Below are 13070 nucleotides of genomic sequence, written 5' to 3'. Positions count from 1 at the left end.
GGGGGAAACCGTTGAACGGGACAAGACTGCTCGTCTCCGGGGCCGTGCTGGCGCTCGGGCTGGGGGTCGCCACGCCGGCGAATGCCGACGAGCTCGGTGACCGCGCGCAGGCCGTGGCGCTGTACGAGACCGGCGGCCCGACGATGGTCGACGCGGCGCGCAAGGCGTTGCTCGGCACCGCCGACGAGCTGCACACTTTCCTGACCACCGGCCGGCAGAGCGCGCAGGACAACGACGAACGGCTCCTGCTGGACCAGGCGATCGCCGCCGGCGGCCCGATCGTGAAACGCGATGGGCAGAAGGCGCTCGACGGCACGCCCGACGACGTCCGCGCCTACCTCACCACCGGCATCCAGGTCTCGCGGGAGATCGACGAGGACCTGCTGGTCAACCAGGCCATGTCCGCGGGTGGCCCCGAGGTGAAGCGGGCGGCGCAGGCCGCGCTCGACGGCACCCCGGCCGACCGGCACGAGTTCCTCGAGCACGGCCTCGCGCAGGCGCAGGCCGACGACGACCGCGTGCGCGCCACGCAGGTCATGTCCGCCGGTGGGCCGGAGGTGCACGCGGCTGGGCAGAAGGCGCTGAGCGGCACGATCGAGGACGTCCGCTACTTCCTGTCGGTCTGGAACGGCGTGGCGGCGGCCGGAGACACGGAGATCGCGGCGGTCACGCACCAGCGCGACCTCGCCGTGAAGGCGGCGTCCTTCCGCTTCAAGGCCCAGGCCCAGGCGGCGGCCGACGCGGCGGCGAAGCTCGCGAGCGACGCGCGCAAGGTGAACGCCGATCGGCTGCAGAAACAGCTCGTCGCGGGGCAAGCCGCCGGGCAGGCTGCTTCGGCGGCCGCCGCGAAGGCCGATGCCGACGCGCAGGCGAAGGCCGATGAGGCCGCGAAGCTCGTGGCGGAAAAGGACCGGCAGCTCGCCGAGGCCGTCGCGCCCGGCACCGACCCGGCGCTCGCCCTCACCGACGGCCGCTCGGCCGCGCTGTACCTGCTGCGCAACGCCGGCACCGCGGTCCGCACCGCCGCCCGTGCGGCGTTGAGCGGCACGGACGAGAACGTGACCACGTTCGTCCGCACCGGCCTCGTCACCGCACAGGAAGCCGATGACCGCGCTGCGGTTTCGGCGATCGCGAACGGCCACGGGAAGCCCGCGCTGAAGCAGGCCGCGGTGGACGCGTTGGCCGGGACCTGGGCGCAAGTCAAGGAGTTCCTGCGCACGAAGAACTACCCGGGCAAGGAGATCGACGAGCGGGTCGCCGTGGACCAGATCCTGGCCGTGGGCGGCCCCGCGACCAAGGAGCGGGCACAGCAGGCCCTCGACGGCACGCCCGCGGACGTCACCGAGTTCCTCGAGAAGGGCCAGTACGTCGCGAAGCAGATCGACGACCGCATCTTCGTCGGCCAGGCCATGTCCGCGCCCGGTGCCGCCGAGGTCAACGCCGTCGCTCAGGGTGCGCTCGACGGGCCGGACTCGGCGCTGGCGGCGTTTCTCGCGAACGAGGTACCCCGCGCCCAGCAGCGCGACGCGACGACCGCCGCACACGTGGCCAAGGTGAACGCGCTGGTCGCGGACGCGGCGAAGGCCGCCGCCTCGGTGCGCTGACCTGGCCCGGCGAAGGTTGTCGGTCGGTCCCGGTACTCTCGCGGGGTGGCTCTCGCGCTGTACCGCAAGTACCGTCCGGCGACCTTCGCCGAGGTCGTCGGCCAAGAGCATGTGACCGAACCGCTGCGAACGGCTCTCGCGGCGGGCCGCATCAACCACGCGTACCTCTTCTCCGGACCGCGCGGCTGCGGCAAGACGTCGAGCGCGCGCATCATGGCCCGCTCGCTCAACTGCGTCGAAGGTCCCACGCCGGACCCGTGCGGCGTGTGCAACTCGTGCCGCGCGCTGGCGCCCGAGGGGCCGGGCAGCGTCGACGTCACGGAGCTCGACGCCGCCAGCCACGGTGGTGTCGACGACGCCCGCGAGCTGCGTGACAAGGCGTTCTACGCGCCGGCCGAATCGCGCTACCGCGTGTTCATCATCGACGAGGCGCACATGGTCACCACGCAGGGCTTCAACGCCCTGCTGAAGATCGTGGAAGAGCCGCCCGAGCACCTGATCTTCATCTTCGCGACGACGGAGCCGGAGAAGGTCCTCACGACCATCCGCTCGCGCACCCACCACTACCCGTTCCGCCTGATCCCGCCGAGCTCGATGCGGGCGCTGCTGGAGCGCAACGTCGCGGCCGAGGGCGCGCAGGTCGAACCCGCCGTGTACCCGCTGGTGATCCGCGCGGGCGGCGGTTCTGCTCGTGACACGCAGTCGGTGCTCGACCAGCTGCTGGCGGGCGCGGGGCCCGAGGGCGTCACGTACCCGCGCGCGGTGTCGCTGCTGGGTGTCACCGACGTCGCGCTGATCGACGACATGGTCGACGCCCTGTCGGCCGAAGACTCGGCCACGGTGTTCGGCACCGTCGAGAAGCTCGCCGACGCCGGCCACGACCCGCGCCGCTTCGCGACCGACCTGCTCGACCGCCTGCGTGACCTGGTGCTGATGCGGTCCGTGCCCGAGGCCGGCGAGCGCGGCCTGGTGTCCGCGCCCGCCGAGGAACTCGCGCGGATGAGCGCGCAGGCCGAGCGCATCGGTCTCGGCACGCTGTCGCGCTACGCCGACATCGTCCACAATGGACTCCTCGAGATGCGGGGCGCGACGTCGCCGCGGCTCGTGCTCGAGCTGCTGTGCGCGCGGATGCTGCTGCCTTCGGTCACGGAGGCGGAAAAGGCTTTGCTGGCAAGGATCGAGCGGCTCGAACGCCGGGCGGTCGTGGCCGGTGGCGGTGGCGAGGCCGGGGTCGAGCCGCCGGTGCGGCCGGCGGCTGAGCGCGAGTTCCAGCGGCCTTCGCAACGCACTGCCGCTCCGGCCGAGGCGCCGCAGGCTCGGGCTGCCGCTCAGGCGCGGCCCGCCGCGCAGGCTCAGGCTCCGGCGCGTCCGGTGGAAGAAGCAGCGCCCGCGTCTCCGCCTCCTGCGGACGACGGCTGGGGCACCACCCGAACTCCCGGTGGCGCGGCTCCCGCCTCCGCTGCCACGCCGGCATCTGAACCTGCCGCCGCCCGAGCGACTGAACCCGCCGCTCCTCCGGCGCCCGAGGCGGCCCCGGCCGTGGCCTCCGTCGAGGGTGGGTTCGACGCCGCGGCGATCCGCAACGTCTGGCCACAGCTGCTCGCCGCGTTGCGCAAGTTCACCGGCGGCCGCAGCCTCGAGGCGATGCTCACGCAGGCGACGGTCGCGGATGTCGAGGGCACGAACGTCACGCTCACGCACAAGTCCGAGCCCCTCGCGCGGCGGCTGTCCGATCAGGACAACGCGCGCAAGATCGCCGGCGCGCTGTCCGACGTGCTGGGTGGCGACTGGCAGGTGCGCTGCGTGCACGGCGCTGCCGCTGCGGCCGCACCCGCTCGCACTGCTGCTGCCGCACCCCAGCGTCAGCAGGCGGCGCCCGCGCCGGAGCGTTCGTTCACGCGTCCGTCGGCAGCCCCGGCCGCTGCTCCGGTGGCCGCGCCGCCGCAGCCCGCGCCCGAGCCCCCGCGCGCTCCGGAACCCCCGGCGCGCCCGAGGGTCACCACCGCCGAGCCGGACATCCCGCTCCCGCCCGAACCCTCGGACGAGGACGACGACATCTACTCGGAGGACTCGAGCCCCGTCCCGCCGCCGCCTCCGCCGCCCGCGGACGAGGACCCGGACGAGATCGCCCGCAAGCTGATCTCCGATCACCTGGGTGCGCGTCCGCTCGACTGAGTGGTTCAGGCGAGGCGGCTCAGGCGAGGTAGGCCTCGATCGCTTCGGCGATGGCGGCCGCGTACTTCGCGCGCCCGGCGGCCGACGACATCAGCGCGGCCTCCGCGGAGTTGCGCATGTTGCCGCATTCGACGAGCACCGTCGGCCGCGTCGAGAGGTTCAGCCCGCCGAGGTCGGCGCGCGCGGACAGGCCCGCGCTGCCGATGTAGGTGGACGTGGTGAAGCCGTCGGCGCGCAGCCCGTCGCGCAGAGCGTGGGCCAGCTTCGTCGACGGAGCACCCTGGGCGGCGTTCAGCGGGGGTGACGAGTAGGCGACGTGGAAGCCGTGGGCGCCCGCCGAGGTGGAGCCGTCGGCGTGGATGGAAACCACGGCGTCGGCGTTCGCCTCGTTGCCGATTTCCGCGCGACGGTCGACGCAGGGGCCCACGCCGGTGTCGTTCGTGCGCGTGTAGACGACCTTGATCCCCTTGGCGGCCAACGCCGTTCCGACTTCCTGCGCCACCGCGAAGTTGAAGGCGTGTTCGCTGTAGCCGGCGTTGGTGGCCGTGCCGGTGGTGTTGCACGGCTTCATCTGGCCGCGCCCGGCCGGGACGCTGCGGTTGATGTCCTTCGGGTGCGACGCGTTGCCGCCGTTGTGGCCGGGGTCCAGCACCACGACCTCGCCGGACGCCGGGGGCTTCGCGGAGGACGTCGTCGGCGGCGCGGAAGAGGACGTCGGCGTGGGCGGAGTGGTCGAGGCGGCCGTGGCCACCGGGGAAGGGGCCGCGGCCGGCGTCGCGCCGCCACCGGAACACGCCGTGAGCAGCACCAGGCCGGCCAGCAGCGGGAGAGGGTTCACGCGCACGGCGACCACCGTGCCACAGGCGTGCGCGTGGCGCCCGGGCAGACGCGGCTACGCTGGGGAGGAACACCCAGAGGCGGAAGGATCGAGAGCGATCATGGTGCAACCCGGTGGCGGCGGCTTCGATCTGTCGCAGATCATGCAGCAGGCGCAGCAGATGCAGCAGCAGCTCGTGCAGGCGCAGGAGGAGCTCGCGAGCACCGAGGTCACGGGCACCGCGGGCGGCGGCCTGGTCACCGCGACAGTGTCCGGCGACAGCCAGCTCAAGAGCCTCGTGATCGACCCGAAGGTGGTCGACCCGGACGACGTCGAGACCCTGGCCGACCTCGTGGTCGCCGCGGTGCGCGACGCGTCGGCCAACGCGCAGAAGCTCACCGAGCAGAAGCTCGGCCCCCTGGCCGGCGGCCTCGGTGGCGGCGGCGGGATGCCGGACCTCGGCAGCCTCGGGTTCGGCGGCTGACCCTTGTACGAGGGTGTGGTCCAGGACCTGATCGACGAGCTCGGGCGGCTGCCCGGGGTCGGGCCGAAGAGCGCCCAGCGCATCGCTTTCCACCTGCTGGCAACGGATCCCGCCGACATCGGGCGCCTGCAGGACGTGCTCGGCAAGGTCAAGGAAGGCGTGCAGTTCTGCGAGATCTGCGGCAACGTCTCCGAACAGCAGACCTGCCGCATCTGCCGCGACGAGCGCCGCGACCTCACGGTGATCTGCGTGGTCGAGGAACCGAAGGACGTGCTGGCCGTCGAGCGCACGCGTGAGTTCAAGGGCCGCTACCACGTCCTGGGTGGTGCGCTCGACCCGCTGTCGGGCATCGGGCCGGAGCAGCTGCGCATGCGCGAGCTGCTCAAGCGCATCGGCGAGGCCGACGTGCGCGAGATCATCATCGCCACCGACCCGAACACCGAGGGCGAAGCCACGGCCACCTACCTGGTCCGCATGCTGCGCGACTTCCCCGGCCTGTCGGTCACCCGCCTGGCCTCGGGCCTCCCGATGGGCGGCGACCTGGAGTTCGCGGACGAGTTGACCCTGGGCCGCGCCCTTTCCGGGCGGCGCGCGCTGTAGCAGACGTGCAAACGGCCCCTCCACCTGCGCGGTGAAGGGGCCGTTTTTCGCGTGCGCTCAGCAGTAACCGAGCTGCGCCAACGTGTCGACGATGATGTCGGACGGGTGGTATTTGTCCATCCAGGACTCGCCGCGGCGGTTCTGGTACGTGTCCAGGAAGTTCTGCAGCTTGTCGCCGCGCATTTCGGTGAGCACGACGGTTTCGCCGAGGTGCTGGGGCGTCTCCGTGCGCTCGCGGTGGACCGCGCAGGGCAGACCGAGGTAGTAGCACTCGGCGGACAGGCCACCGGAGTCGGTGACGACGTACTCGGCCTTCGCCACCAGCGGCAGGAACTTCAGGTAACGCATCTTGGGCTGGGCGATGAACTTGTCGTCGAACAAGTTGTCCAGGCCCAGCGACCGGATCTTCTCGCGCTCGGGCGCGCCGGCCATGTAGAGGATCGGCATCTTGCGGCTCTGCTCGCGCAGGATCTCCAGCGCCTCGCGGTACTTGTCCGCGCGCGACACCAGCTCGAAGCGGTGCAGCGTCGCCAGGCCGAACTTCTCCGGTAGGTTCGGCACGTCCAGCGGCTGGCCGATCGCCAGGCGCATCGCGTCGATGGCGGTGTTGGCCTCGGTGTCGACGACGACGCCGCGCGCGTGGCGCAGGTTGTTCACCTCACGCGAGGTCGGCGCGAAGTGCATGTCCACGATCTTCGCCGCGATCTTGCGGTTGAGCTCCTCCGGCAGCGGCGACAGGATGCTGCCCGACCGCGCCCCGGCCTCCACGTGCCCGACGCGCGACTTCAGGATGCGCTTCCCGATGAGAGCTCCGTACGGCGTGGTGAACGTGTCCCCGTGCACCAGCACCAGCGGCGGCCGCCCGTCCTCGTTGAGCGCGGCGCGCAACTCGGCCCGCCGCCTCCACGCGGTGCGCATCACCTGCGCCGCCCACCCCGGCACCTGCGCCGGCGACTCCAGGTTGTGGGCCTTGTCCTGCGGCACGAGCCAGACGTCGGGCTCGGGCAGCTTCAGATCCGACAACGCGTCGGCGACCTCGTCCACGTGCTGCGCGGTGAACCAGATCTTCGGCCGCATGCCGCGCTCGGCGATCCCGTGGTAGACCGGCGCGATCTTGATCAGTTCCGCGGTGGTGCCGAGAATGAAGGAAATCACCGTAAGGCCCATTTCTGGTCGGTTTGCGGTACCCGAAGGATACTGGGCACGTCCGGCCTGACCGCACAGGGTAGCCTCGGCCCGTGAGTGCGAACCCGCTCCTTCCCTCGCTCAGCGTCGTGATTCCGGTCTACAACGAGCAGGACTGGATCGAACGCAGCGTCGGCGCACTGGTCACGGCGGCGGAGGTCGCGGGCTGGCCGGTGGAGATCGTCGTGGTCGACGACGGCAGCACCGACGCGACGCCCGAGAAGCTGGCCGCACTCCAGCGGCGGCACGGCATCACCGTGCTGGCCCAGCCCAACAGCGGACGCTTCGAAGCGCGCCGCGCGGGGCTCGCGAAGGCGTCGGGCCGGCAGATCCTCCTGGTCGACAGCCGGGTGATCGTGGACCAGGCCTCACTCGTGTTCCTGCGCGACCAGCTCGTGGCGCACCCCGAGCGCACGGTCTGGAACGGCCACATCAACGTGGACTCCGAGCGCAATCCGTACGCGGGCTTCCTCGCCGGCATAGTGAAGATTCCGTGGCGCCGCTACTGCGCGAATCCGCGGCTGATGTCGTTCGGCATCGACGAATTCGACGTGTTCCCGAAGGGCACCGGATTCTTTTCCGCACCGCGTGAAGTTCTGGAGAACGCGAGCGCCGCATTCGAATCGTTGTTCGACGATTCCCGCTTCGCGAGCGACGACACCGGCGTGCTGCGCTGGATCGCCGAGCGCCACCGCATCTTCCTCGCACCGGACTTCGCCGCGACCTACCACGGGCGCGACTCCTTCAAGAAGTTCACGGCCCAGTCCTACTTCCGCGGCACCACGTTCGTGGACTCCTACCTCGCTTCGCCCGGCCCCGCCCGCAACGGCCTCTTCGCCGCCTTCGCCGTCGGCCTTGTTGGCCTGGGGCTGGCCGCGCGCCGCCCGAAGACGGCCGTGGCCCTCGCCGCCGTTGGTTCCGCCGCGGCGGGCGCCGCGGTGACGCGCTTCGGCGCCACGAAGTCCGAAGCCCGCGCGGTCGCGCTGCTCGCCCCGGTGTTCGGTGCCGGGTTCGGCGCCGGTGCCGTGCGCGGTCTGGTGATGGCCCTGCGCTCCCGTCGCGGCCGGTCCTCCCGGTGAGCACGCCGAGCACACCGGTGACCGACGAGGGACAACGCGAGCTGGCGAAGGAAACCGGCAAGTCCGCGGGCAAGATCGGCATTTCGCTGCTGGTCGCCATCGCGCTGGGCTACGTCCTGACCCTCCTGGTCGGCCGCTGGCTGGGACCGGTCAACAGCAAGGTGTTCCTGTCGTTCTGGGGCATCCTCATGGGGCTGGGCAGCGCCCTGTCCCCCCTTGAGCAGGAGCTGTCGCGCCAGTCGGCGGTCGCCAAGCTGGCCGGTCACCGGCCGGGCAAGGCGGCCCTTCGCGCGCTCACCGTCGGCGCCTTGATCGTCGCCGTGATCGCCGCGCTGACGCTGGTCGTGCCGGTGCTCACCGACCGCCTCTACGACGGCCGCCCCGAACTCGGGTTCATCGTGCTGCTCGGCGCGCTGTCGTTCTCGTGCCAGTTCGCGGCGCGCGGCCTGCTGGTCGGAGCGCAGAAGATCGCCCAGTACTCGTGGCTGGTGCTCGCCGAGGCCGCAGTGCGCGTGGTGGTGCTCACCGGGGTGTTCCTCGCGGGCCTGACGGGGGTCGTGTCGTTCGCGATCGCAGCCGCGGCAGGGTCTTTCGCGTGGCTGTTGTTCGTTCGCCCGATCACCGGGTTGATCGACCCACACCTGGAGGGCGAAGCGTGGCGGCCGGTGGCCTCGCGGATCGTGCTGCTCATGATCGGCGCCGGACTCACCGCGAGTGTGATCACCGGGTATCCCGCGCTGGTCAGTCTGCTCGCCCCAGGTGGCGATGATGCCCAGGTCGGCGTGCTGTTCAACACGCTCACCGTCTCGCGGGTGCCACTGCTGCTGCTCTCGCCGCTGCAGGCACTTGCCGTGCCGACTGTGGTGCGACTGTCGGGCTCGCTTGACGGCATGCACCGCCTGCGCCGTCTGCTCGCGATCGGCACGATCGGCACGCTGGTGGTCGGCGTGGTCGGCTTCGTGGTCGGCCTGCTGATCGGTCCGTGGCTGGTGAAGCTGCTCTACGGGCCCGATTTCGTGGCGCAGGGCTGGTGGGTCGCTGGGATGGTCTGGGGTGCCGTCCTGCTCACCGCGATGCAGCTCATGACCGCGGTCCTCGTCGCCAGGACGCAGGCGAACAAGGTGCTCGTCACCTGGGCCGTGGTCGCCGTTTCGACGGCGTTGGTGCTGCTGTTGCTGCCGGGTGACACGATCTTGCGGGCCGTGGTCGGACTGGCGGTCGGGCCGACGGTGGGGCTCGTGGTCGCGGCCGCGTTCGTTTTGCGGCGACCGGCGGGCAACGTTCAGGCCACCCCGGGCGTCTGAGTACTGTGCAGGCGAGCTCAGGCCGGCGGACGAGCCGGTGTGAAGAGCCGGTAAGGGTTGGACAGCGAATCCGATGAACGTAGTACTGATCTTGCTCGCCTTCTGGGTGCCCGGGCTGGTGTTCGGCACCGCCATCGGCCTGCGCGGCTGGACGCTCGCGGCAGCGGGGCCGCTGCTGACGTTCGGCATCGTGGCGCTCGGCGTGCCGGTGCTGGGCGACCTCGGCATCCGCTGGAACCTGCTCGACGTGGCACTGTGGACGGTGGTGCTCGCGCTCATCGGCTTCGCGATCGGCTTCGGCGTGCGCCGCTTCACCGCGCGCCGCCACCCGGAGCGTGAGCCCGAGGAGAAGCTGGCGCGCTCGGTGCGCGACCACGTGCTGATCGGGCTCGGCGTGTTCGTCGGCATGGCCGTGGGCGCGGTCACGTTCTTCCGGGGTACCAACGGCATCGACAGCGTGCAGCAGGGCTGGGACGCGCCGTTCCACGCGAATTTGGTGCGCTGGATCGCCGAGCACGGCGACGCGCGCCCGTCCACTGTGGGCACGATCGCCAACCTGCCCAACCAAACCGACTACTTCTACCCCGACACCTACCACGCGCTGCTCGCCCTCGTGTTCGACAAGGCCGGGCTCACGATGATGCCCACGCTGAACCTCGCGGTCCTCGCCGTGATCCTCAGCGTGCCGCTCGGCGTCGCCGCGATGTGCCGGGCCTGGAACATGCCACCGCTGGGAATCGCGGCCGCCGCGGCCGTGACCACGTGGTTCACCGCCTTCCCGTACGACTCGCTGTGGCGTGGACCGTTGTGGCCCTACGTCGCGGGCGTCGCGATGATCCCGGCGATGCTGGCGATCGCCAAGCTGCTGCTGAAGCCCATGGGCATCGCCGGCCCGGTCGCGATCGGCGTCGGTGTGGCGGGTCTCACGGGCCTGCACACGAGCATCGTGTTCGTGATCGCCGTCTACTTCATCCTCATCCTGCTCGCGGTGCTGTTCCGCTGGGAGAAGATCGACTGGCGACGGTCGGGCCCATCGCTCGTCGCGACCGTGGTGCTCGCAGCGGTGCTGGGCGTGCCGCTCGTGCTGCCTTCGCTGTACAACGCGGGCGGAGTGACCAGCGCCACGTGGGCCTCGGAGGCCACGGTGAGCGGCGGCCTCGGCGAGACGATCACGTTCTCCCCGATGGCCGATTTCCCGCAGTGGTGGATCGGCATCCCGGCGATCATCGGGGTGTTCCTGATGGTGCGCCACCGCCGGATGATGTGGATGGTCGGCGCGTACATCGTGTTCGGCGGCCTGTTCGCGGCCACCGTCTCGCTGGAGACGCCCCTGATCCACACCCTGACCGGCATCTTCTACAACGACCACTGGCGCATCGCGGCTCTGGTGCCGCTCGCCGGCAGCGTGGCCTTCGGTGAGTTCACCCACACGGTTTCGGGTTGGTTCGCTCGCAAGGTCGGCTCCCGCGTGAAGCTGCAGCCGGCGACACTGGGTCTGATCGGCGCGGTACTCATCGCGATCGTGGCCGGCGGGCTCAGCCGCGGTGGCTACATCGGACGCAACACCGCGCGGCTGGAGATCAACTACGGCGACGGCCCCGCCGTCTCGAAGGCCGAGGAAGCCGCCTACCAGTGGCTGGGGCAGCACACCTCGCCGGGCGAGCGGGTCATGAACGACAAGTCCGACGGTTCGGTGTGGATGTACGCCCTGGCCGGGGTGCAGCCGGTGGAGTGGACCTTCTACGGCGCCGAACCGGACACCGAGGCCGGCTACCTGTCCGTGTGGCTCGACGACATCGAGAAGTACCCACAGGTGCGCAAGGACCTCACGGATCTGCACGTGCGCTACGTCATCGTGGGCAAGGGCAAGGCGACGCCCACGGCCGAAGCCTCCGTCGGGGTCGCCGACCTCGTCGCCGGTCCCGATTTCCACGAGGTATTCCGCAACGACGGCGCCACGATCTACCAGATCGAAGGCCAGCAGGGCGTCGTCGCGGCGGGTGCCTCACCCGGGTCCGCCGCCCCTCACGGTCAGTGAGAAGTTAGAGTGATCTCCGTGTCCACCACCTCCGTGAGCACCCGACGCGTTCTGATCGTGATGCCCGCCCTCAACGAACAGGCCAGCGTCGGCTCCGTCATCACCCAGGTCAAAGCCTCCCTGCCCGGTATGGACATCCTGGTCGTCGACGACGGCTCGGTGGACACCACGGCCCGGATCGCGCGCGCCGCGGGGGCCGAAGTGGCGCGGCTCGCGGTCAACCTCGGTGTCGGTGGCGCGATGCGCACCGGCTTCCGCTACGCCGCCGCTCGCGGGTACGACGTGGTGGTGCAGGTGGACGCCGATGGTCAACACGACCCCGAAGAGGTCGGCGCGCTGCTCGCCGAGCTCGACAACGGTGCCGACATCGCCATCGGTTCGCGCTTCGCCGGCAAGGGCGCCTACCGCGCCGTCGGCCCGCGCAAGTACGCGATGGTCGTGCTCTCACTCGTCTTCTCACGCCTGGCTGGGCGCAAGATCTCCGACGTCACGTCGGGGTTCAAAGCCATGGGCCCGCGCGCGATCCGGATGTTCGCCTCGTACTACCCGGCCGAGTACCTCGGGGACACCGTCGAATCGCTCGTGATGGCGATCCGCGGCAAGCTCGTGATCGCCGAGGTGCCGGTGGTGATGCGGGAACGCGTGGCCGGCACGCCGAGCCACTCGCCCGTGAAGTCGGCCGTCTACCTCGGCCGCGCGGGCCTGGCGCTGTTGCTGGCGCTGGTCCGCCGTCGTCCGTCCGTCGACTCGTCCGACGCAGCGTAAGGGGATTCCATGGCCGGCTGGCGCGTACTGAGCATCGTCGTCGCGTGCCTCGTGCTGTTCGTCGTCATCGAGATGATGCGGCGCCGCAAGCTGCGCGAGAAGTACGCGGGCGTGTGGCTCATCGTCGCCGTCGGTGTCGTGGTGCTGGCGGTGATCCCGCAGGCCGCGGAGTTCCTGGCGAGGATCACCGGGGTCCAGACCCCGTCGAACTTCGTGTTCCTGCTGGCCGGCGTCGTCCTGGCCCTCGTCGCACTCCACCTCTCCACCGAAGTCGGGCACCTCGAGGAAGAGGTCCGGACCTCTGTCGAGGAGACGGCGCTGCTGCGCTGCGAGCTCGAGGACACCAAGCGTGAGCTCGAGGCCCGCATCGAAGCGCTGGAGGCCAAGACGGCCACGCCGGACGACGTGCAGGGCCTGCCTGAAGTGAGCACCGCACGCGTGCGCTGATCGAAGCACTGCTCGCCGCCCCGCCTCGGCTGGGCGGTGTTCGGGTGCTCGCGGTCGACGGGCCGTCCGGGGCGGGCAAGTCGACGCTGGCGGCGGCCGTGGCGGAGGAGCTCGGGGCCGGACTGGTCAGTACCGATGCGTTTGCGACGTGGGACAACCCGGTGGCGTGGTGGCCGCAGCTGGAACGTGGGGTGCTGGAACCGCTTTCAGCCGGGCGTTCGGGCGCGTACCGGCAGGTGGACTGGACCTCCGGGGAACCGCGGCCGGGTGCGCTCGTGACCGTTGAGGTGCCTCGAGTTCTGGTGCTGGAGGGCGTGTCGAGCGGCCGGCGCGCGGTGCGGTCGCGGTTGTCGCACCTGTGCTGGGTCGAAGGGGGCACGCAGGAGGCGCGGCTGGAGCGCGCGGTGGCGCGCGATGGTGAGCCCTCGCGCGCGGATCTGCGTCGCTGGCAGTTGTTCGAACAAGGGTGGTTCGCCGTCGACGGCACGCGGGAATCGGCACAAACCAGACTGCCGTGATCGTCACCCGACGTCCGGAACAGCCCGAAAACCGCCTTCTGGACTAGGCCATTA

12 protein-coding genes are annotated in these 13070 nt (G+C 70.9%); 10 read left to right on the top strand and 2 right to left on the bottom strand.

All coding sequences use genetic code 11. The features are described from left to right. Positions 1 to 11 precede the first annotated feature (11 nt). Together ACWEOE_RS32840 and ACWEOE_RS32835 are read left to right on the top strand one after the other, a co-directional pair. Positions 12 to 1604, top strand: a complete 1593-nt coding sequence (locus tag ACWEOE_RS32840) for an ALF repeat-containing protein (RefSeq protein WP_452016071.1) — start codon at positions 12 to 14, stop codon at positions 1602 to 1604. 45 nt (positions 1605 to 1649) lie between these two features. Then, positions 1650 to 3779 carry a DNA polymerase III subunit gamma and tau gene (locus ACWEOE_RS32835; protein WP_452016069.1) on the top strand — a complete coding sequence of 710 codons (2130 nt, stop codon included), beginning with the start codon at positions 1650 to 1652 and terminating at the stop codon, positions 3777 to 3779. A 19-nt stretch (positions 3780 to 3798) separates the two neighbouring features. Here the strand turns inward: ACWEOE_RS32835 and ACWEOE_RS32830 are convergent, their stop codons facing one another. After that, positions 3799 to 4632 carry an N-acetylmuramoyl-L-alanine amidase gene (locus ACWEOE_RS32830; protein ID WP_452016067.1) on the bottom strand — a complete coding sequence of 278 codons (834 nt, stop codon included), beginning with the start codon at positions 4630 to 4632 and terminating at the stop codon, positions 3799 to 3801. An 85-nt stretch (positions 4633 to 4717) separates the two neighbouring features. On the opposite strand from ACWEOE_RS32830, the gene ACWEOE_RS32825 reads away from it, so the two are divergent. Together ACWEOE_RS32825 and recR are read left to right on the top strand one after the other, a co-directional pair. Then, positions 4718 to 5080 (top strand): YbaB/EbfC family nucleoid-associated protein, encoded by a 363-nt coding sequence (locus ACWEOE_RS32825; RefSeq protein ID WP_452016065.1) that lies wholly within the window; start codon positions 4718 to 4720, stop codon positions 5078 to 5080. 3 nt (positions 5081 to 5083) lie between these two features. After that, positions 5084 to 5680: a recombination mediator RecR gene (gene recR, locus ACWEOE_RS32820; RefSeq protein WP_452016063.1), complete on the top strand. Its 597-nt coding sequence runs from the start codon at positions 5084 to 5086 to the stop codon at positions 5678 to 5680. 57 nt (positions 5681 to 5737) lie between these two features. Here recR and ACWEOE_RS32815 read toward each other — a convergent pair whose 3' ends face one another. Then, positions 5738 to 6847 carry a UDP-N-acetylglucosamine 2-epimerase gene (locus ACWEOE_RS32815; RefSeq protein WP_452016061.1) on the bottom strand — a complete coding sequence of 370 codons (1110 nt, stop codon included), beginning with the start codon at positions 6845 to 6847 and terminating at the stop codon, positions 5738 to 5740. A gap of 71 nt (positions 6848 to 6918) precedes the next feature. Here ACWEOE_RS32815 and ACWEOE_RS32810 point away from each other — a divergent pair, with 71 nt between their 5' ends. The 6 genes from ACWEOE_RS32810 to ACWEOE_RS32785 all read left to right on the top strand — a co-directional run bounded on the left by ACWEOE_RS32810 (position 6919) and on the right by ACWEOE_RS32785 (position 13016). Continuing rightward, a complete protein-coding gene (locus tag ACWEOE_RS32810; protein WP_452016059.1) occupies positions 6919 to 7944 on the top strand; it encodes a glycosyltransferase family 2 protein in 1026 nt (341 codons plus the stop codon). After that, positions 7941 to 9248, top strand: a complete 1308-nt coding sequence (locus tag ACWEOE_RS32805) for a hypothetical protein (RefSeq protein WP_452016057.1) — start codon at positions 7941 to 7943, stop codon at positions 9246 to 9248. The genes ACWEOE_RS32810 and ACWEOE_RS32805 overlap by 4 nt, the downstream gene beginning before the upstream one ends. A 73-nt stretch (positions 9249 to 9321) precedes the next feature. Then, entirely contained in the window at positions 9322 to 11286 is a 1965-nt protein-coding gene (locus ACWEOE_RS32800; protein ID WP_452016055.1) for a DUF6541 family protein, read from the top strand. A 60-nt stretch (positions 11287 to 11346) separates the two neighbouring features. Further along, positions 11347 to 12051, top strand: coding sequence for a glycosyltransferase family 2 protein (locus ACWEOE_RS32795; RefSeq protein ID WP_452016142.1), 705 nt, complete (start codon positions 11347 to 11349; stop codon positions 12049 to 12051). A 9-nt stretch (positions 12052 to 12060) separates the two neighbouring features. After that, on the top strand, positions 12061 to 12498 hold the full coding sequence (locus tag ACWEOE_RS32790) for a DUF2304 domain-containing protein (protein ID WP_452016053.1): 438 nt from the start codon (positions 12061 to 12063) through the stop codon (positions 12496 to 12498). Positions 12499 to 12542: 44 nt separating this feature from the next. Beyond that, positions 12543 to 13016: a uridine kinase family protein gene (locus ACWEOE_RS32785; RefSeq protein ID WP_452016051.1), complete on the top strand. Its 474-nt coding sequence runs from the start codon at positions 12543 to 12545 to the stop codon at positions 13014 to 13016. The last annotated feature ends 54 nt before the right edge of the window (positions 13017 to 13070 follow it).

The organism is Amycolatopsis sp. NPDC004368 (assembly GCF_053602515.1).
The sequence above is the reverse complement of the archived record's forward strand: the minus strand, read 5'-3'. Positions and strand labels throughout refer to the sequence as shown.